Below are 19440 nucleotides of genomic sequence, written 5' to 3'. Positions count from 1 at the left end.
GCGGGAAGGCGATGCAACGGTCAACTGCGGCTTGATTCCGGGCGGAGCGCTTAAATCACCCCTGTCGCCGCTTCAACTCCGCCACCCGTTCCACCTCCTCGGGGCGCTGCGCATCCCTCTTCACGAAAATCACCGTGCGGCGCGTTAGAAACACGGCGTCGATCCAGGATACCAGCTCGGATTCCTCGGCGCTTAGTGCGGGCCATTCAGTTTGGCAGCCGGCCAAAGCGGCCTGTAGCCGTGAGATGAAGCTCCAGCAGGATTCAGGGTGATCCGCATAGACGTCATATTTGATCGGCATCGGGAAGGACGTGAAAATATCCTCGATCACGTATAGCCCGCCGGGGGGCAGCAGCGGGAACATGGTTTTGAACGCGATGATCTGATGCGACCATTTGTGGCTGGCGTCATCCAGCACGATCGAGGGTTTATAGGTCTCTGACATCTTGGTCAGAAACGCGGGGTCTGACGCGTCACCGATGCGGATCGTGAAATCATCGCCTGAAAATTTGCGCACCCTTCGGTCGTTATCCACGCCGACGATCAGCGCTTTGGTAAAGAACCGCCGCCACGACCGCAAAGACGCCGCTTGGATGCGCGGCAGGCCGACGCCCAGCTCCATAAAGCAGAACTCCTGATCCTTGAACGGTTTAAACAGAAACTCGTAGAGCCGCATATAGTCATGGGTGCGCGATGACTTGTCGGTCCCCATTTCTTGGGCAAGCTGATCAAGTTCGCCAAGGGGCAAAAGCGGCGGCAGGGTCATGGTGGCTCCGATCTGGGCAGGGTTTGGAGGACAGTGCAATCAAGCCCCCGGCATGACAACCGTTTATCACGAAAGCGGATGCAAAGCAGGGCGCTTCAGCTTGACCTTTCTGCTGGTTTTAGGCTTTATCGGTGGTCTGCAAGAAAGGGTTCATCATGTTCACACCAGCCATTACCGGCAGCGGAATTTTCACGCCGGATCAGGTTATCACCAACGCCGAGCTGGTTGTCGCCTTTAACGCCTATGCCGATCTTTACAACGCCGAACACGCGGACGAGATCGCGGCGGGCACAGTGGACGCCAAGGAACATTCCTCGGAAGAGTTCATTTTCAAGGCGTCGGGGATTGAACAGCGGTATGTGATCGACAAAACCGGCCCTTTGAACCCGCACATAATGCACCCGCTGCTGCGTCAGCGGTCGGATGATGAGCCCGGCCTGATGGCAGAAATGGCCTTGGACGCGGCGCAAAAGGCGCTGGCAGATGCGGGCAAGACGGCGGCGGATGTAGATGCGGTGATCTGCGCGGCATCGAACCTTGAACGCGCCTATCCCGCCGTGGCGATTGAAATACAGGATCTGTTGGGAATTAACGGCTTTGCCTTTGACATGAATGTGGCCTGTTCGTCAGCCACTTTTGGCATTCAAGTGGCCGCAGATATGGTGCGGTCCGGTTCGATCCGGTCGGCGCTGGTCGTCAACCCCGAGATTTGCTCCGCCCACATCGAATGGCGCGACCGCGATTGCCATTTCATTTTTGGTGACGTGGCAACCGCCGTTTTGATTGAACGGGCAGAGGACGCAACCGGCCCCTATTTTGAAATCAAATCCACGCGTTGTGCCACGCAGTTTTCAAACAACATTCGCAACAACAACGGCTTTCTGCGCCGGTCGCGCCCTGATGGTGTTGCGGATCGTCGCGACATGCAATTCATGCAAAACGGCCGTAAAGTATTCAAAGAAGTGTTGCCACTGGTCGCCGATCATATCGCCAACCATATGGCGGAAGAAGGCGTTGAGGCCGCTGATCTGAAACGGCTTTGGCTGCATCAGGCGAACAAGTCGATGAATGATTTCATCGGGCGCAAAGTGTTGGGCCGCGTGCCGGAGCCGGGCGAACAGCCAAACATCTTGCAAGACTATGCCAACACCTCGTCTGCGGGGTCCATCATCGCATTCTCGAAATACTCCAGCGATCTGAAAGAGGGCGATACCGGGCTGATCTGTTCATTCGGGGCGGGGTATTCCGTGGGTTCTGTTCTGGTGGAACGTCACGAGTAAACGCCGGTGCGAGTGGTCGCAGGCTTGACTTCAGACGGTCGCAACCTGAGCGGTCTGCATACAGGTCACCAATTCGCCGGCCCCACCTTGAACGCCCGACCTGACTGCTTGTAAAGAGAGCCATGGCAAAGCTTTATTTCCACTATTCGACCATGAACGCAGGCAAATCCACGGTGCTGCTGCAAGCCGCCCATAACTATGTGGAGCGCGGCATGGTGCCCTATTTGATGACGGCGCAGTTCGACAATCGCGCGGGCAACGGGCGTATCGCGTCGCGGATTGGCATCGGCCAAGAGGCCGACACATTCGGCACTGGCGAAGATCTGTTTGAGAAGATCAAGGACCGCCTAGAAACGGGTCCCTGCGCCTGTATCTTTATCGACGAGGCGCAGTTCCTGGGCGAAGAACAGGTTTGGCAATTGGCCCGCGCCGTCGATGATCTGGGCGTGCCGATCATGTGCTACGGGTTGCGGGTCGATTTTCGGGGGTTGTTGTTCCCCGGATCGGCCACGTTGCTGGCGCTCGCGGATGAGATGCGCGAAGTCCGGACCATCTGCCATTGCGGCAAGAAGGCCACGATGGTCGTACGCCAGAATGCGCAGGGACAAGCCACCAAAGAGGGCGCGCAGGTCCAGATTGGCGGGAACGAGACCTATGTCTCGCTCTGCCGCCGTCACTGGCGCGAGGCCGTAGGCCGCTAAACCGCGTTCGGGGGCGTTTTACCAGTAACACCTGCCTTCAGGTTCTCGACCGCCATCATCCACATATTCAAACGCACCTCGTGGGATGCTGTGCCCAAATGCGGCAACAGCACCACGTTATCCAACGCGCGCAGGGCTTCGGGCACCTGTGGTTCGAACTCGTACACGTCCAAACCCGCACCGCCGATGGACCCTGATTGCAAGGCATCAATCAGCGCGTTTTCATGAACGACGTTGCCCCGCGCGATGTTGATCAGCAAGCCATGCGGTCGCATTGCCGCCAGCACATCGGCGTTAATCAGGTGATGCGTATCATCGCCGCCCGGAACCGCGATCACGACCACATCAACGGCAGCGACCAAAGCCTTAAGGTCGCTGATATGTTCCGCCTCATAGGGCAAGTCCTTGGCGCTGCGGCTAAAGTATTTCACAGGCATCGAAAACCCGTAGTGGCAGCGCTGCGCCACCGCTTGACCGATGCGGCCCATGCCGACAATGCCAACGGTCTTGCCGGTCAAATGCATGCCCAGCAGTTGCGAGGGATGCCAGCCGATCCACGTGCCGGACCGCACCAACCGTTCGCCTTCGCCAGCACGTCGTGCGGCCATCAGCATCAATGTCATACCAATATCGGCGGTGGCATCCGTCACAGCACCCGGCGTATTGGACAGCTGAATGCCGCTGGCTTTGGCGGCCGCCGCGTCAATATGGTTATACCCCACACCAAAATTCGCGAGGATTTTACAGCGCGGGTTCTCTACCTGCGCGAATAGATCGGCGGAAAACATATCGCCCAATGTCGGCAGCACACCATCATAATCGCGCAACGCCGTCAGCATCTCGTCGGTGGTCATCGGCGTATGGACATCGCGGTATGTCACGTCAAAGCCCTCAAGCGCTGCGTGCACATCGTCCGGGGCGGGTCGGGCAATCAAAAGTTTGGTCAATGCATGCGTCCTCCGTTGGGCACAGGCTGCGCGGGCCGCGTCAGCACAATTGCCCCGTTTTCATCAGGTACCCCCAGCACCAGCACTTCGGACATAAACGGCCCGATCTGGCGCGGCGGGAAATTCACGACACCCATTACCTGAATGCCAATCAAATCGTCGGGCGTATAATGCACCGTGATCTGGGCCGAGGTCTTGCGCTCGCCAATCTCGGGTCCGAAATCGATCCATATCTTGATCGCCGGTTTGCGCGCTTCGGGAAAGGCTTCGGCACGCGTGACGGTGCCGACCCGGATATCAACCGCCAGAAAATCGTCAAAGCTGATCTCAGTCACGTGACAGCTCCCTCGAGCGGTCAGCGGCGGCAGCGACAGCGCGCTTTAGCAAGGCAGGAAAACCGTTTTCCTCGTCCATCAACACCTCAAGCGCAGCCTGTGTCGTGCCATTCGGGCTGGTCACGTTTTTGCGCAATTGTGTCGGGTCTTCGTCCGCGGATTTGGCCAAGGCCCCTGCCCCGGCAACGGTTGCCGTCGCCAGCTGCAACGCCAATTCTGGGCTCAGCCCTTGGGCAACGCCGCCTGCCGCCATGGTTTCGATCATGTGAAAGACATATGCAGGGCCAGAGCCGCTGACCCCCGTCACCGCATCAATCTGCGCTTCTTCTTCCAATCGAACCACATCGCCCACGGCACTTAGCAGTTCTTCCGCCTCGTCCATCCCCTTGGCACCGACATTATCATTGCCGACAATTGCAGTGATGCCTTGGCTGATGGCGGCGGGCGTGTTGGGCATGGCGCGCACGATCGGCGTCTGTGCGCCCAGCGTTTTTTCAAAGGTGGCGATTGTGGTGCCGGCCGCGACACTGACGAACACGGTCTTGCCATTGCCCATCGCCTGCAACGTCGGCAACGCATCGCCCATCATCTGCGGCTTTACAGCGACCAACACGATCGCAGGTGCGGCTGGCAGATCGACGTTCAAATGAACGCCCTGCTCTTTCAGCCAGTCAGATGGATAAGGATCGATGACCCAAACCGATGATTTCGGCAACCCGCGTGCCAGCCAACCGGCCAACATCGCAGATCCCATTTTGCCGCAGCCCAGCAGAACAAGGCCGTCTTTTGCAATACGTGTATCTTTCATCGCGATATCCCCAAATTTTTAGCATTCGGGGGCAACACTTACGCGTGGCCGTAGGCCTCTGCAATGGCAACCTCAAGCGCTTGCTTGGGTGTTTGATCGCCCCAGACCACAAGTTGAACGGCGGGGTAATAGCGTTCAGCGCTTAGGACAGCCGCGCCGATCATCGTGTCGATCTGTTCTGCAGAGGCCTCGCGCCCGCCAGACAGCACCAGACCATAGCGATAGATCATCGTCTTTTGTTCAGCCCAATAGGTAAACGCACCAGCCCAGCATTGATCGTTCACATCGTTCAGAAGATGATACAGTGCAGGCAATTTTTCGGCTGGTGGGTCCATTTCGAACGAACAGATGAGCCGCAGGGTTTCGTCATAGGCCGACCATGCAAGCGTGATCGAATATGTCCGCCACTGGCCCTCAACAGCCATTGCGATCTGTTCATCGGAAATTCTGTCAAAATCCCAGTCATTAAAAGCTGCCAAATTTTCGACGATGTCGATGGGATGGATCTCGTCGTCAAGGTATTGCTCGCTTAGGGCCATGTTACCACCTCGTATCTACTTGGGTATATCGGGCCAATGGCACCTCTATACTTGGGTGAGTTCACTATAGGGTGCGGAACATTTCGCTACCCCATACAAGATATGGTGCGCATATGACGTCTGTCTGGCAAGTCTTTTTCTGGGGATAGATGCAAAAGGTCGGGGATAACCTCAGTATTTTGTGGATAACGTCACAAAAATTTCATGGTTAACAATGCTTTGCACAACCATTTCGGACAAACGAGCCGATATATCGCCCTGCCCACAAAATAAACAAAGCACCCGAACGCAAATTCGGATGCTGTTTGATCAATTTCAATCGGGATCGAAAGCCGGGATCAGCCTTTGGTTTCGATCGCATCCAGACGGGCCTTGAGGGCCTCGTTCTCTTCGCGTGCCTTCTGGGCCATCGCGCGCACCGCATCAAATTCATCGCGGGTTACGAAATCGCGGTCCGCCAGCCAACGGTCCATCATCCCCTTCATGGCTGTTTCAGCCTCGGTTTTGGCCCCTTGAGCCACGCCCATGGCATTGGTCATCATCTGCGAAATATCATCAAAAATCTTGTTGCGGGTTTGCATTACGGTGTCTCCTGATCAGCGGTTGCTCTCTATATGGTGTTCAATTCATGTTCTCGCAAGGTTGACTTCGCCGCGCGGGCAGGCTCAATCGCGTCCATGAATGCAATGATCGACTTCCCGAATATATCGCCCGAGCTGTTTTCGATTTCGCTGTTTGGCATGACCTTTGCCCTACGCTGGTATGCTCTTGCTTATATTGCGGGCATCCTGATCGGCTGGCGCGTGGTTGTGCGAACCGTCAATCACCCCGAATACTGGAAAGACGCCACCCCCGTCATGACCAAAGAACGGGTCGAAGACTTGTTGTTCTGGGTCATTTTGGGTGTGATTCTGGGCGGGCGGCTTGGCTATGTGCTGTTCTACCAGCCTGCCTATTACCTACAAAACCCGTTTCAGATCCTGCGCATCTGGGAGGGCGGTATGTCGTTCCATGGCGGCGCAATCGGCGTCGTTGTGGCGTTTCTGGCATTCACCACCCGCCATGGCCTGAACAAAATATCGACCGGGGATATGGTGGCGCTTGGCCTTGCACCGGGGTTGTTATTGGGACGGCTGGCCAATTTCATCAATGCAGAGCTGTGGGGCCGCCCGACCGATTTACCGTGGGGCGTGGCCTTTCCAACCGTGGCTGCACAAGACTGCCCCGACGTGCTTGGCATCTGCGCCCGCCATCCGTCGCAATTATACGAGGCCCTGCTTGAAGGGCTGATCCTTGGCACAATGCTGCTGTACATGGCGTGGCGGCGCGGGGCGTTGAAATCGCCCGGCCTGATCGGTGGCACCTTTCTTGCCGGATATGGCATTGCGCGTTTCATGGTGGAATTTGTCCGCCAGCCGGACGCGCAATTCATCACCCCCGGCAATCCGCTGGGCCTTGCGTGGGAAATCGGCGGGTATGGTCTGACCATGGGGCAGATCCTGTGTCTGCCAATGATCGCGGTCGGGGCCTTTTTCATTCTGCGGGCCAGACGCGCCACATGACCGACCTGCTGGACCATATAACGGCCCAGATACACGCCAACGGCCCGATGCGTGTTGACGAATACATGGCGACCTGCCTGCTCCACCCGACGCTGGGCTATTACACCACACGCAATCCGCTGGGCGTTCAGGGTGATTTCACCACCGCCCCCGAAATCAGCCAGATGTTCGGCGAGATGATCGGCCTGTGCCTTGCGCAAACATGGCTGTCCCAAGGCGCGCCAAAGCGGTTCACCTTGGCTGAGCTGGGCCCCGGGCGCGGCACATTGATGGCTGACATCATGCGCGCGACCCGCAATGTGCCGGGTTTTGTTGACGCGACCGAGATAGCACTGGTCGAGGCATCACCCAAGCTGCGCGACACCCAAGCCACCACATTGGCAGGGTACAAGGTCAGTTGGGCCGACACCGCTGCTGCCCTGCCCGATCAACCGCTGTATCTGGTTGCGAACGAATTCTTTGACGCGCTGCCCATCCGGCAATTCATCCGCAGCGCCGATGGCTGGCGCGAGCGGCAGATCGGTGTGACAGATGCTGCCCTCAGCTTTGGGCTGGGGCCGGTCTTGCCGCAACCCGCCCTTGCGGCGCGCCTTGATGATACTGCCGAGGGCGACCTGATCGAAGACTGCGCGCAAATTGCGCCGAACATGCAGGCGATCTCGGCCCGTATTGCCGCGCATGGCGGGGCTGCCATTATCATCGACTATGGTGATTGGCGCAGTTTGGGGGACACATTTCAGGCGCTGCACGCCCATGAAAAGACCGATCCGCTGACGGCCCCCGGCACCAGTGATCTGACCGCGCATGTCGATTTTGAACAACTAGCTGCAGCCGCATCACCCGCCCTGCACACCCGTGTGACGCCCCAAGGTGTCTTTCTTGAAAGACTGGGCATTACCCAGCGCGCGCAAGATTTAGCCAAGACGATGGACGGCACCACCCTCGAGGCGCATATTGCTGCACATCGGCGCTTGACGCACCCGTCGGAAATGGGAAACCTGTTCAAGGTAATCGGGGTGTATCCACCGACCCAGATACCGCCACCGGGATTGGAACCATGACGCTTGAAATTCTAACATCCGATTGTCTGGGAGGGCTGCGCCACGGCTTCTTCACACGTCGCGGTGGGGCGTCCTCTGGCGTGTTTACCGGGTTGAACTGCGGCTATGGCAGTTCAGACCAGCGTGAGATCGTCCAGATCAACCGGGGCCGCGTCGCAGATGCAATGGGCGTGCCAGACACGCATTTGATCGGCGTTCACCAGATACATTCGGCCACGGCGGTCACTGTCGATGGCCCGCTAGAAGAAAAACCCCGCGCAGACGGCATGGTGACCGCGACGCCGGGGATCGCGCTGTCTGTATTAACAGCGGATTGCCAACCGGTGCTGTTTGCCGACCCTGACGCAGGCGTAATCGGGGCCGCCCATGCTGGGTGGCGCGGGGCGCTGGACGGGGTGTTGCTGGCCACTGTCGAAGCGATGGAAAAACTGGGCGCGCAGCGTGCCAATATTAGCGCGGTCATCGGTCCCTGCATCAGCCAACGCGCCTACGAAGTCGGGCCCGAGTTCATCGAAGATTTCCTCGCCGAGGATCCCGACTTTGCCCGTTATTTCGCGAATGGTGCAGATGATCGCATGCAATTCGACCTGCCCGGCTTTGGCTTGAACCGTTTGCGTGCTGCCGGGGTCGGCCATGCAGAATGGACGCGTCACTGTACTTATGCCGATCCCGACCGATTCTATTCGTATCGCCGGACGACCCACTCAAAAGAGGCAGATTACGGTCGGTTGATCGCTGCGATCACCCTGTAAGTTGAGGCAATTTGTCGAAAATGCGACCAAATTTGCCATCGTTTTGACAGATACCCTGCCATTTTCGATCACAACCTGCCGCAAACAACTGCTGGCCAAGCAAACGCAAGTTGCCAAATCACCCACAAAACATAGCAAAACCGGTGATTGAGGCGAAAGCGTCACAAATCTGATCACCGGCGTTTCATTTTCAAATAAAGAAATTTTTTGACGCCCTAAGCTTGCCCCAAAGCCTTTGCATATTGATCCCAACGAACAAACGTCACCGTCGAAGGGGATACGATCATGAAAACGAACACACGCTTTATAAAATCCGTTGTTGCAGCCGCAGCGAAAGAAACAACCGTAATGCCATGGGCACGCGGTGCACGTCGCGCGGCCTTCATTGCAACACGCGACACACCTCAACCTGAACGCAAAACAGCCTAAGTTCTAGCCTATGAGAAGCGACTAACCGGCAATGCTGGACACGGTGCCTTACCGTCAAGGTTGGGCATATCGGCTGAAAAGCCCTGTGTAATACGGCACCAGAATACCGCGCCACGCGCAGCAGCTTTGGGCCGACAGCAAAATACCTGCATCATTTTATGCATATTTCTCAACGTGCGGATCAGCGCGGGCTTGAGCCATGTGATGCCCAAATTGAAAGTAGTACAATGATACAAACTGCCGCTTCCTCAATCGTATCTAAACGAATTTCGCTCTCTAATGACATAAGCGCACGAGGTTATTATACTTCGTATCTATCGCGAGGGTCGAAAATGCAGACAAACCAGCCGTGCCGAAGCTACGAGATCGTTGCAAAACGTGCCGATGGAACCGTGTTTATTGGGCAAAACCACGCGCCTGCCGTGCCTATCTTTGAGAACGCGTTTTCCGCTTTTGCCCATGGGTCCCCCGTCCTCACGACCGACGGCGATGTCGCGGTCGAAGACCTCCACCCTGGTGATATGATTGTAAAAGGCGACGGCACTGCATCCCCCCTACTTTGGATCGGGTCCAGTTCATTTGTACCGGCCGATACGGGTCAGCCGACGCCACTGGTACGCGTGATGGCTGATAGCCTCGGGATCGGACGGCCGTCTGGGTTTTTGACATTTGGGGCATCGGCAAGGGTGTTGCATACGCCCCTAGACATGCGCGGCGAAGGTTTCCAAAAAAACGTGCTGACGCTGATGCGAGATCTGGTGGATGGCGTGAATATCATCGAGATTTCGCCGCCGACGCCCGTTCGCCTGTACCATCTGTGCCTTGAGGAACACGCGACCATCAACGTTGGCGGGCTGCTTGTTGAGACATTCCATCCCGGAATGGATTTCTTGAGCGAGGTCCCAATACGTTACCGGGACCAGTTTTTGGGGATGTTTCCGCATATCCGAAGCGAAAGAGATTTCGGCGCGGTGTGTCAACCGCGTGCGCCGGCCAGATCAAACATGGCGCTTTCGGCCTAAGGTGAAAACCTGCTCAGGCGCTGGTGCTTAACCTATCTTCCAAGACATCAAAAGGCACGCCGGGTTCGTCCTTGGCAGGCCGGATGACAAGACTGGTTTTGACGCTGGCGACATTTGGCGTGGTCAGCAACTGCCCCGTGAGGAAGCTTTGAAAGCTCGACAAGTCAGGTGCCACACATTTCAGGATAAAATCGACTTCGCCGTTTAGCATGTGGCATTCGCGGACAAGCGGCCAACCGCGGCATTTGCCCTCGAATGTTGTCAGGTCTGATTCCGCTTGGCTGGCCAGACCGACCATCGCGAACACCTGTACTTCGAAACCCAGATCGCGGGCGTTCACGTCGGCATGATAGCCACGGATATAGCCGCTTTCCTCAAGCGTGCGCACACGCCGCAAACAGGGGGGCGCAGAGATACCAACACGTTTTGCAAGCTCAACGTTCGTCATGCGACCGTCTGCCTGCAATTCGGCTAAAATTTTCCGATCTATCGGATCAAGCCGCGTCCCCGCCATAAAACCCCCAGTTTATTTCCAATTGTTATAACACCCGTGCAGTAGGGCGCAATATTCTTTCGCCAGCACGCAACAATATGATTCTGGTGTCGTTGGTGCTTGTCGTTGCATCGCCGCGAAATAGCAAACAGTTACCGACCGTTATGTAATCATGGGGTTTAAGGCCCCCCTTGGCGTCGCTATATTACGCCTAACAATTTTGATCACTCAATTCAGGGGGCTTATCATGGCCGAGACACGCAAAACCAAGCTTTTGATTATTGGCTCAGGCCCTGCGGGTTATACCGCCGGGGTTTATGGCAGCCGGGCCATGCTGAACCCCATTCTGGTTCAGGGCATTGAACCGGGCGGCCAGCTTACCACCACAACCGAGGTCGAGAACTGGCCGGGCGATAGTGAGGTGCAAGGCCCCGATCTGATGGTCCGCATGCAAGAGCACGCAGCGGCGATGGGCACCGAGATTATCGGCGACATTATCAACGATCTTGACCTCTCAAGCCGCCCCTTTCATGCAAAAGGCGACAGCGGTACCACCTATATTGCGGATGCCGTTATTCTTGCGACCGGCGCGCGCGCCAAATGGCTGGGCCTTGAGACCGAGGAAAAATTCAAGGGCTTCGGTGTGTCAGCCTGCGCCACCTGCGACGGTTTTTTCTATCGCAACCAAGAGATTGTCGTCATTGGCGGCGGCAACACCGCCGTCGAAGAAGCGTTGTTTTTGACCAACTTCGCCTCGAAAGTGACGCTTATCCACCGCCGCGACGAACTGCGCGCCGAGAAGATCCTGATTGACCGCCTTGAGAAGAACCCCAAAATCGTGCCGATGTGGTTTCACGAGCTTGACGAAGTCTATGGCACCGACATGCCGCTGGGTGTCGAAGGCGTTAAGGTCAAGAACGTCAAAACCGGCGAGATTACGGACATTCCGGCCAAAGGCGTGTTTGTCGCTATCGGCCACGCGCCTGCCAACGAGTTGGTCAAGGATGTGCTGGAAACCCACATGGGCGGCTATGTCGTCACCAAACCTGACAGCACCGAAACGTCGATCCCCGGTGTTTTTGCCGCGGGTGATCTGACCGACCACAAATACCGGCAGGCTGTGACCAGCGCGGGGATGGGCTGTATGGCGGCGCTCGAAGCCGAGCGGTTTCTGGCTGAAGTCGGTGATGACGAAGGTAAAGACACATCACTGCCATTGGGCTACGGTGCCGAAGTAAAAGAGGGCGTCTAACTTTCGGGCTGACGATGATTTGTTGGGAAAGAATTGCCATTTCCCAACAAAATTCACGTCATTGTCCGTAATTTACCGCAAACAGGACGCAAGCCTTGATTAGCCCAAACGCACCGGTCTAAACCCCGGCAAAACCGCCATTTGTACTAATATATTGCGAGATTCTTATGCAGACGCCGAACCTAGCCCCGATCCCCGAACTTTATGTCTCTTACGATTCGGCGCAGAAGCTGAAGATCGAGGCGGGCGAGTTGGTCAGCCATGACCTGACGCCGCGCCAGATTTGCGATCTTGAACTGCTGATGAACGGCGGTTTCAACCCGCTTAAGGGTTTCTTGACCGAAGAAGATTATAACGGCGTTGTCGAGAACATGCGTCTGGCAGACGGGTCACTGTGGCCGATGCCGATCAACCTGGATGTGTCCGATAAATTCGCCGAAGGGCTTGAGATTGGCCAAGACATCGCCCTGCGCGATCAAGAGGGCGTTATTCTTGCCATCATGACCGTCACCGACCGTTGGACGCCCAACAAGGCGAACGAGGCGGAAAAAGTATTCGGTGCCGATGACAGCGCCCACCCTGCCGTAAACTATCTGCACAACACGGCTGGCAACGTCTATTTGGGTGGCCCGATCACGGGCATCCAGCAGCCTGTTCACTATGATTTCAAGGCACGTCGCGACACGCCAAACGAATTGCGCGCCTATTTCCGCAAGATGGGCTGGCGTAAAGTTGTGGCGTTTCAAACCCGTAACCCGCTGCACCGCGCGCACCAGGAACTAACGTTCCGCGCCGCCCGCGAGGCGCAGGCCAACCTGTTGATCCACCCCGTTGTCGGCCTGACCAAGCCCGGCGATGTCGATCACTTTACCCGCGTGCGCTGCTACGAGGCGGTGCTGAACAAATACCCCGCCGCGACCACGTCGATGAGCCTGCTGAACCTTGCCATGCGCATGGCCGGCCCCCGCGAGGCCGTCTGGCACGGTCTGATCCGCAAAAACCACGGTTGCACCCATTTCATCGTCGGCCGCGATCACGCTGGCCCCGGCAACAACTCCAAAGGCGAAGATTTCTATGGCCCCTATGATGCGCAGGACCTGTTCCGCGAGCATCAAGAGGAAATGGGCATCGAAATGGTCGATTTCAAACACATGGTCTGGGTGCAAGAACGCGCCCAATACGAGGCCATCGACGAGATCAAAGACAAAGATGACATCACTATCCTGAACATCTCGGGCACCGAGCTGCGCCGCCGCCTGCAAGAAGGTCTTGAGATCCCCGAATGGTTCTCTTTCCCCGAGGTCGTCGCCGAGCTACGCCGCACACGCCCGCCACGCAACAAGCAGGGCTTTACCGTGTTTTTCACCGGTTTCTCGGGCTCGGGCAAATCCACCATCGCCAATGCCTTGATGGTCAAGCTGATGGAAATGGGCGGCCGTCCGGTGACGCTGCTTGATGGCGACATCGTGCGCAAAAACCTGTCGTCGGAACTGGGCTTTAGCAAAGAACACCGCGACCTGAACATCCGCCGCATCGGCTATGTCGCGTCCGAGATCACCAAAAACGGCGGCATCGCAATCTGCGCGCCGATTGCTCCCTACGCGACCACCCGCCGCGCCGTGCGCGAAGACGTGGAAAACTTTGGTGCCTTCGTCGAGGTGCATGTCGCCACCTCCATCGAGGAATGCGAACGCCGCGACCGCAAGGGTCTGTACAAGCTGGCCCGCGAAGGCAAGATCAAGGAATTCACAGGCATATCAGACCCTTACGATGTGCCTGAAAACCCTGAACTGGCCGTTGAGACTGAAAACGTCGATGTCGACAACTGCGCCCACCAAGTGCTGCTCAAGCTGGAAAGCATGGGGCTGATCAAGGGCTGATCAACGTTAATTTGGTCGAACGAAAATCGTAAAGGCTAGCCGCTACAGGCTAGCCTTTAACGTTTCTGCCGCGCGCTTTTCGACGTCGGCAAAAGACGCAGCTTGTGATTTCGCAGCACGTAAAGCGGGGGCGAGCCGTTCATATTGCGCCTCGGATGCTGTCGCGACGGCCTGCTCAAGCTCTTCTTGGGTTTCGCAAATAATCATCCCGTCCGTATCGAAAAAATCGCCGATATTCGGGCAACCCCAATAGATCGGGACCGTCTCGCACAGGACGGCATCAACCAGCTTTTCGGTGAAATAGTTGGGTTCACGGACGTTTTCGATAACAACCGAAAAACGGTAGGGAGCCAGCCCCTCGCTTTTTGCGTCGAACGGGGCATAGCCCCGGCCCAGAACCGTCACATCAAGGCCCTTTGCCTGCACATATTCAACCAAGCTGTGGCGTAAAATATGCCCCTCGTGGTCGCGTTTTCCAGAGGCGATCAGTGACATATGTTTGCTTTTGGCGACTGATATATCTTTATATTCCGGAACCCACGTCGTTCCGAACGCCAAAAACAATCCGTTTGGAATGCGCTGCAACAGGTCCTGATTAAATGCCAAGACCTTGAAAAAGCGACGATATGTCCAGCGCAACCAACGAAGATGCCGCGCGTGGATGATTGCCGGCTCGATCACAAGTGGCGAAACATGCGCCTTCGTCCCCAAATTTGGCAAAAAATGCATGTTGGTCTTGGGGAAAATGATCAGGTGATCGTTTTTGTCCAGCGATGCCACTGTACCCTGTGCCAGCCGGTCAGGCCGCCCCAAAGGCCAAACCAGATCATCAAGGCTACGCTTTGCCAAACGGCTGCCCAGTTTACTACCGTAGGGCAAAACAGCTATCGCAGGTTCAGTCATCGCGGCACCTCTAGATAAATCCCTGTCTTCCTAACCACAGTACCAAAAATAGAAAAGGCCGCACTGATGCGCGGCCCTTTCGTATTCGTCTTACCAGTGAGGTCTTAGTGTACCATCACCGGCGCGTAATCGTGGTCGCGGGCCAAGCTAAAGGCCAGCTTTCGATCACCGACCAGCGCCAATTGCTGGCCCTTTGCATCGTGAACCGCATAAAGCTGCTCAAGCCCTTCGGCCTGTTCGCGCACTTCAAGGGGCAGGTCCGAGACAGCAATCGTTTTCACGTATACGGTCCGGTCTTTAAGATGCGTTTCTGTATTGTGCATTTTATTCCCCTTTTCTGATTTTAATCGTCTGAACTACTTTTTCCGGCTTCGAACGGCTTAGATCCACATGAAGTAGGCCGTTTTCCATCAAGGCTTCGCCGATCTCGACCCCGTCGGCCAATACGAATGACCGTTGGAATTGCCGTGCTGCGATCCCGCGATGCAGGAAAATCCGGTCATCCGGGCCATCGGTTTGGCGGCCTCGTATCACCAATTGCCGATCTTCGACGGTGATTGCCAAATCTTCTTCTGCAAATCCTGCAACCGCCAGCGTTATGCGGTAGCTATAATCTGATGTCTGTTCGATGTTGAAAGGGGGATACCCTTCGTTTCCTGCCTTGGCAGTACGCTCCAACACTCGTTCCAATTGCTCAAAACCCAACATATGCGGGTAAGAAGCTAGCGTTAATTTCGTCATAAGACACGTCCTTAAGTCAAGCGACAGTCAATCATTCAGGCCCCTATATCGGCGACCTACCCCCTAAATATGGGGAGCAGACGTGGCATAAGCAAGGGCTATGCCAATGATTGGCTAACGCTTATGTTATAAGACCTGATCAAAAGAAGAATCGCCCAGCCATATGAATGCCCCAACTGACCTGTCGATGAAAAACGACGACATCCTGCGCGTCGAGCTAGCTGTGTTCCGCCGCGAACACCGCGATCTTGATGATGCGATCCAAGCCCTTGTTGAGAAGGGGACGGCAGATGCATTAACGCTGCAACGGCTGAAAAAGCGCAAGTTGCGCCTGAAAGATTTGATTGCCCAGATCGAAGACCGTTTAACACCCGATATTACGGCCTGATCCGATTGCCACCCCACCCATGATGGCTATAGTACGCCTTTCTTAGGCGATCTAGTAAAGGCATATCCAATATGGAAAATCCCCCCGTCGGTATCATCATGGGCTCTCAATCCGATTGGAGCACGATGCGCGAGGCCGCGACCTTACTAGATGAGTTGGGCATCGCCTATGAGGCCAAGATCGTATCGGCCCACCGCACCCCCGACCGATTGTGGGACTATGGCAAAACGGCGGTAGATCGCGGATTACAGGTGATCATCGCAGGGGCTGGCGGGGCGGCACATTTGCCCGGTATGATGGCATCAAAAACCCGCGTGCCTGTGATTGGCGTTCCGGTCCAGACCAAAGCGTTGTCGGGTGTCGATTCATTATATTCCATTCTGCAAATGCCACGCGGGTTTCCCGTGGCCACGATGGCAATCGGCGCTGCGGGTGCTGCCAATGCGGCGTTGATGGCCGCCAGCATTCTGGCGCTTCAGGATGATGCGCTTGCCAAACGGCTCGACGACTGGCGCGACGCTCTCAGCGCCTCAATCCCGCAGGAGCCTTCCGATGACTGATCCTTTGGCAACCGGTGCGACCATCGGTATTTTGGGTGGCGGGCAGTTGGGGCGGATGCTCTCTGTCGCTGCCGCACGTCTGGGGTTTCGCACGCATATCTTTGAACCCGGCGCGAACCCGCCTGCTGCCGATGTCGCCCACCGCGTGACGACGGCCGGTTATGATGATGTTGAAGCACTCAAAGCGTTTGCCAATGCGGTGGACGTCGTCACCTATGAATTCGAGAACATCCCGACCGAAGCGTTGGATGTGATCGAAACCATCCGCACCATTCATCCAAATCGCGAGGCTTTGCGCACCAGTCAGGATCGCCTGACCGAAAAGACATTCCTTGAGGGGCTGGGCCTGCGCGTCGCCCCCTTTGCTGACATCGCCAGCGCCGGAGATCTTGATGCCGCGATGCAAACCATCGGCACGCCGTCGATCTTGAAAACCCGCCGGTTTGGCTATGACGGCAAAGGCCAATCGCGACTGCGCTCTGCCGATGACGCGCAGACAGCACTTGATGATATGGCCGGCAGCCCTGCGGTTCTGGAAGGCTTCGTCAACTTTACCTCCGAAGTTTCCGTTATCGCGGCACGCAGCCCCTCGGGCGAGGTTTCCTGTTTCGATCCCGGTGAAAACGTCCACCGCGATGGCATCCTCCACACAACGACCGTGCCTGCAAATCTGTCCGGCTCTTTGCGAATGGATGCCGTGTTGATGGCAGCCAAGATATTGAACGCGCTTGATTATGTCGGCGTGCTGGGTGTCGAACTTTTCGTGACGCCGCAAGGGTTCATCGTGAATGAAATCGCCCCGCGCGTGCATAATTCCGGCCATTGGACGCAAAACGGCTGCGCCATTGACCAGTTCGAACAGCACATTCGTGCCATCGCGGGCTGGCCCTTGGGCGATGGCAGCCGCTATGCCGATGTGGTGATGGAAAACCTGATCGGTGACGATATGGACCGCGTGCCAGAACTGGCCAAGCAACGCGATACAGCGCTGCATCTATATGGCAAAGTCGACGTGAAAGCGGGCCGTAAGATGGGCCACGTCAATATCATCAAGCGGTAAAACGCATCGCGATATCGCCCGACATATAGCTGACGCGCCCGCCTGACATCGTCATGGCGACACGGCGCGTTTTTGCATCCAGCACCACCAGATCGGCCCTTTTGCCAAGGCTCAGGTCGCCGCGATCAGCCAGACCCAAAACATCCGCTGGGCCTGCTGAAACCAGCCGCCACGCGTCCTGCAAAGGCAGAACGCCGCTATCGGCCAGCATGAACGCAGCACGTCTGGGCGACGGATAATGATAGTCTGACGCCAGCGCCGCGCCGACGCCCATCGCGATCAGGTCCACTGCCGATACATTGCCGTTATGCGACCCGCCCCGCACCACATTAGGCGACCCCAGCACCACCAGATCACCGGCCTCTGCTGCGGCTTCGGCGGCTTCCAATGTCTCGGGGAACTCGGCCACCTGAACACCACGCTTGCGCCATGCCGCACGGCCCTGCGCCGTGGTGTCATCATGGCTGCCCATTTGAATGCCTTGGGCTGCAAGGGTGTTGCAAAGAGCGTCCAGCGCAGCAGGCACCGCATCGCGATTGGCGTGTAGCTCCTGCATCAGTTTCAGATGCGCGTCGGGGTTTCGCCCCGCCTTGAGCGCTTGGGCAACCATACGTTTTGGCACGCGCCCCTCGGACAGACGTTCATGCGGCAGATGGTCGTTGAACACGATATATGACAATCCCCACTCGGCCATCCGCTGTGGGATTTCATCATACAGATCAAGCATATGCGTCTCGAACCGCAACTGTCCGCGCAGGTCCGTTACCAATCCGGGCGCCGTTTTACGCATTGCATCAAACACCTGTTTGGCAAATTCGGGCCCACGCAGCCCGCCTTCCCAACTGACGAATTGCGCCAACACCGCAGTGGTGATCCCGTTCGCGGCCAGCTCTGCTTCGGCGGCGACCAACCCTTCGGAAAGTGTCTTCATCGCACCGCGTCGCGGGGCGAGGTGACGCTCGAACCCGTCGCCATGCACGTCAACGATACCGGGCAAAATCATATAACCGCTCAGATCGACCGAGCGTTGTTGACGGACGTCAACGACCAGCCCATCCGCGATCGACAGAACGCGCGGAACCAGCCCGCCCTCGCCCAAGATTTGCCCGCCTGTCAGGTCAAGGTTTAGCATTTTTATCCTCCGCTCCGGGCAGGCAATCCCCTTCCGGGCAGCCAATGGAATCAAGGACAGCATCGATAAAGGTCAGCGACCGATCAAATTTGCCCGTGTTCAGATAGATCATCGTCTGCGCAATCACCGTGGGGTTCATCATGATAAACGTGTGGGTGACAGGCAGCATCAGGAAATCCCGCATGCCATCAATGCGCGTGGATTTCACGGAAACTTTGCCATCGTCGCGGCCCGGTAAAAGCGACGAAAAATAGGGGTTCAGCGATTGAGTACCTGCAATCACTCCCAGATCGAACGTCACTGGCGGCAGCCGACGGGGGAGTGAGTTTTCACCCGTCCCCATCTGTGCGCCCGCAGGTCCGTTCATCCAGTCGAACGCAGCGATATCCCCAAAGGTATCAACGACCTCGCTGCCGTGGTTGGGCGGGGCAAGCATCACCACGCGGCCCACCTGTTCATCACCGACTTCGGCTACCCATTGCCGCAGCAGGATACCGCCCATCGAATGGGTTACGAAATCCACTTTGGCGGTGCCGCAGGCTGCAACGGCATCAGGCAAGGTACGCCGGGTCAACTCTTCTACCGGTGCCTCGGTCGAGGGGTAGCCGGGGCGCACGACCTTATAGCCTTCGGTTTCCAGCGACGATTCCATGACGGCAAAGGATGTTTCCGTACGCGCCAGCCCATGCAACAGCACAACGCAGCGTCCCTCGCCTGCCTGCGTCAGATCGGATTGCGCAGAAGCGTAGCCATTCAACGCGAAGGACAGGATAAAGGAGGAAAGAACGGTTTTCATGTGTGATCAGATAGACTGAAATTCCGACATGTG

At 56.8% G+C, this 19440-nt stretch carries 24 protein-coding genes; 12 read left to right on the top strand and 12 right to left on the bottom strand.

Annotated elements, in window-relative coordinates; genetic code table 11:
* Window positions 1-55: 55 nt before the first annotated feature.
* A complete protein-coding gene (locus KZZ06_RS08615; protein ID WP_219579624.1) occupies window positions 56-766 on the bottom strand; it encodes a hypothetical protein in 711 nt (236 codons plus the stop codon).
* A gap of 155 nt (window positions 767-921) precedes the next feature.
* Between KZZ06_RS08615 and KZZ06_RS08610 the strand changes: the two genes are divergently transcribed.
* On the top strand, window positions 922-2046 hold the full coding sequence (locus tag KZZ06_RS08610; RefSeq protein WP_219579623.1) for a beta-ketoacyl-ACP synthase III: 1125 nt from the start codon (window positions 922-924) through the stop codon (window positions 2044-2046).
* A gap of 122 nt (window positions 2047-2168) precedes the next feature.
* Window positions 2169-2747 (top strand): thymidine kinase, encoded by a 579-nt coding sequence (locus KZZ06_RS08605; RefSeq protein WP_219579622.1) that lies wholly within the window; start codon window positions 2169-2171, stop codon window positions 2745-2747.
* Here KZZ06_RS08605 and KZZ06_RS08600 read toward each other — a convergent pair.
* From KZZ06_RS08600 to KZZ06_RS08580, 5 genes are all read right to left on the bottom strand, one after another.
* On the bottom strand, window positions 2744-3694 hold the full coding sequence (locus KZZ06_RS08600) for a D-glycerate dehydrogenase (protein ID WP_219579621.1): 951 nt from the start codon (window positions 3692-3694) through the stop codon (window positions 2744-2746). The two genes, KZZ06_RS08605 and KZZ06_RS08600, sit on opposite strands and share 4 nt — an antisense overlap.
* Window positions 3691-4029 (bottom strand): tRNA-binding protein, encoded by a 339-nt coding sequence (locus KZZ06_RS08595; RefSeq protein ID WP_219579620.1) that lies wholly within the window; start codon window positions 4027-4029, stop codon window positions 3691-3693. The genes KZZ06_RS08600 and KZZ06_RS08595 overlap by 4 nt, the downstream gene beginning before the upstream one ends.
* Window positions 4022-4837: a pyrroline-5-carboxylate reductase gene (gene proC / locus KZZ06_RS08590; RefSeq protein ID WP_219579619.1), complete on the bottom strand. Its 816-nt coding sequence runs from the start codon at window positions 4835-4837 to the stop codon at window positions 4022-4024. The genes KZZ06_RS08595 and proC overlap by 8 nt, the downstream gene beginning before the upstream one ends.
* A gap of 38 nt (window positions 4838-4875) precedes the next feature.
* Window positions 4876-5376 carry a YbjN domain-containing protein gene (locus tag KZZ06_RS08585; protein WP_219579618.1) on the bottom strand — a complete coding sequence of 167 codons (501 nt, stop codon included), beginning with the start codon at window positions 5374-5376 and terminating at the stop codon, window positions 4876-4878.
* A gap of 338 nt (window positions 5377-5714) precedes the next feature.
* Window positions 5715-5957, bottom strand: a complete 243-nt coding sequence (locus KZZ06_RS08580) for an accessory factor UbiK family protein (protein WP_219579617.1) — start codon at window positions 5955-5957, stop codon at window positions 5715-5717.
* A gap of 96 nt (window positions 5958-6053) precedes the next feature.
* Here KZZ06_RS08580 and lgt point away from each other — a divergent pair, with 96 nt between their 5' ends.
* From lgt to KZZ06_RS08555, 5 genes are all read left to right on the top strand, one after another.
* The gene (gene lgt / locus KZZ06_RS08575; protein WP_219579616.1) at window positions 6054-6938 is read left to right on the top strand and encodes a prolipoprotein diacylglyceryl transferase; all 885 of its coding nucleotides are present in this window, start codon (window positions 6054-6056) and stop codon (window positions 6936-6938) included.
* Window positions 6935-7999 (top strand): class I SAM-dependent methyltransferase, encoded by a 1065-nt coding sequence (locus KZZ06_RS08570; protein WP_219579615.1) that lies wholly within the window; start codon window positions 6935-6937, stop codon window positions 7997-7999. Before lgt ends, KZZ06_RS08570 begins: the two co-directional genes overlap by 4 nt.
* Window positions 7996-8751 (top strand): peptidoglycan editing factor PgeF, encoded by a 756-nt coding sequence (gene pgeF, locus KZZ06_RS08565; RefSeq protein WP_219579614.1) that lies wholly within the window; start codon window positions 7996-7998, stop codon window positions 8749-8751. The genes KZZ06_RS08570 and pgeF overlap by 4 nt, the downstream gene beginning before the upstream one ends.
* A 285-nt stretch (window positions 8752-9036) precedes the next feature.
* Window positions 9037-9180: a hypothetical protein gene (locus KZZ06_RS08560; protein ID WP_219579613.1), complete on the top strand. Its 144-nt coding sequence runs from the start codon at window positions 9037-9039 to the stop codon at window positions 9178-9180.
* A gap of 332 nt (window positions 9181-9512) precedes the next feature.
* Entirely contained in the window at window positions 9513-10202 is a 690-nt protein-coding gene (locus KZZ06_RS08555) for a Hint domain-containing protein (RefSeq protein ID WP_219579612.1), read from the top strand.
* A 13-nt stretch (window positions 10203-10215) separates the two neighbouring features.
* Here KZZ06_RS08555 and KZZ06_RS08550 read toward each other — a convergent pair whose 3' ends face one another.
* Window positions 10216-10716: an Lrp/AsnC family transcriptional regulator gene (locus KZZ06_RS08550; RefSeq protein WP_219579611.1), complete on the bottom strand. Its 501-nt coding sequence runs from the start codon at window positions 10714-10716 to the stop codon at window positions 10216-10218.
* Between the two features lie 226 nt (window positions 10717-10942).
* Here KZZ06_RS08550 and trxB point away from each other — a divergent pair, with 226 nt between their 5' ends.
* Both trxB and KZZ06_RS08540 read left to right on the top strand, forming a co-directional pair.
* On the top strand, window positions 10943-11947 hold the full coding sequence (trxB, locus tag KZZ06_RS08545; protein ID WP_219579610.1) for a thioredoxin-disulfide reductase: 1005 nt from the start codon (window positions 10943-10945) through the stop codon (window positions 11945-11947).
* Window positions 11948-12114: 167 nt separating this feature from the next.
* Window positions 12115-13827, top strand: a complete 1713-nt coding sequence (locus KZZ06_RS08540; RefSeq protein WP_219579609.1) for a bifunctional sulfate adenylyltransferase/adenylylsulfate kinase — start codon at window positions 12115-12117, stop codon at window positions 13825-13827.
* Between the two features lie 42 nt (window positions 13828-13869).
* On the opposite strand, the gene KZZ06_RS08535 is transcribed toward KZZ06_RS08540, so the two are convergent.
* From KZZ06_RS08535 to KZZ06_RS08525, 3 genes are all read right to left on the bottom strand, one after another.
* Window positions 13870-14730: a glycosyltransferase family 10 gene (locus tag KZZ06_RS08535; RefSeq protein ID WP_219579608.1), complete on the bottom strand. Its 861-nt coding sequence runs from the start codon at window positions 14728-14730 to the stop codon at window positions 13870-13872.
* 104 nt (window positions 14731-14834) lie between these two features.
* Window positions 14835-15053, bottom strand: coding sequence for a DUF1150 family protein (locus tag KZZ06_RS08530; protein WP_219579607.1), 219 nt, complete (start codon window positions 15051-15053; stop codon window positions 14835-14837).
* A gap of 1 nt (window position 15054) precedes the next feature.
* On the bottom strand, window positions 15055-15471 hold the full coding sequence (locus KZZ06_RS08525; protein ID WP_219579606.1) for an Hsp20 family protein: 417 nt from the start codon (window positions 15469-15471) through the stop codon (window positions 15055-15057).
* Window positions 15472-15634: 163 nt separating this feature from the next.
* On the opposite strand from KZZ06_RS08525, the gene KZZ06_RS08520 reads away from it, so the two are divergent.
* The 3 genes from KZZ06_RS08520 to KZZ06_RS08510 all read left to right on the top strand — a co-directional run bounded on the left by KZZ06_RS08520 (window position 15635) and on the right by KZZ06_RS08510 (window position 17479).
* Entirely contained in the window at window positions 15635-15859 is a 225-nt protein-coding gene (locus tag KZZ06_RS08520; protein ID WP_219579605.1) for a YdcH family protein, read from the top strand.
* 71 nt (window positions 15860-15930) lie between these two features.
* Window positions 15931-16419: a 5-(carboxyamino)imidazole ribonucleotide mutase gene (gene purE, locus KZZ06_RS08515; protein WP_219579604.1), complete on the top strand. Its 489-nt coding sequence runs from the start codon at window positions 15931-15933 to the stop codon at window positions 16417-16419.
* Window positions 16412-17479: a 5-(carboxyamino)imidazole ribonucleotide synthase gene (locus KZZ06_RS08510; RefSeq protein WP_219579603.1), complete on the top strand. Its 1068-nt coding sequence runs from the start codon at window positions 16412-16414 to the stop codon at window positions 17477-17479. Before purE ends, KZZ06_RS08510 begins: the two co-directional genes overlap by 8 nt.
* On the opposite strand, the gene KZZ06_RS08505 is transcribed toward KZZ06_RS08510, so the two are convergent.
* Both KZZ06_RS08505 and KZZ06_RS08500 read right to left on the bottom strand, forming a co-directional pair.
* Window positions 17469-18611: an alpha-D-ribose 1-methylphosphonate 5-triphosphate diphosphatase gene (locus tag KZZ06_RS08505; RefSeq protein ID WP_219579602.1), complete on the bottom strand. Its 1143-nt coding sequence runs from the start codon at window positions 18609-18611 to the stop codon at window positions 17469-17471. The two genes, KZZ06_RS08510 and KZZ06_RS08505, sit on opposite strands and share 11 nt — an antisense overlap.
* Window positions 18598-19407 (bottom strand): triacylglycerol lipase, encoded by an 810-nt coding sequence (locus tag KZZ06_RS08500; RefSeq protein WP_219579601.1) that lies wholly within the window; start codon window positions 19405-19407, stop codon window positions 18598-18600. The genes KZZ06_RS08505 and KZZ06_RS08500 overlap by 14 nt, the downstream gene beginning before the upstream one ends.
* Window positions 19408-19440 lie beyond the last annotated feature (33 nt).

This window comes from Sulfitobacter sp. CW3 (assembly GCF_019392245.1).
Classification (GTDB): domain Bacteria; phylum Pseudomonadota; class Alphaproteobacteria; order Rhodobacterales; family Rhodobacteraceae; genus Sulfitobacter.
The sequence above is the reverse complement of the archived record's forward strand: the minus strand, read 5'-3'. Positions and strand labels throughout refer to the sequence as shown.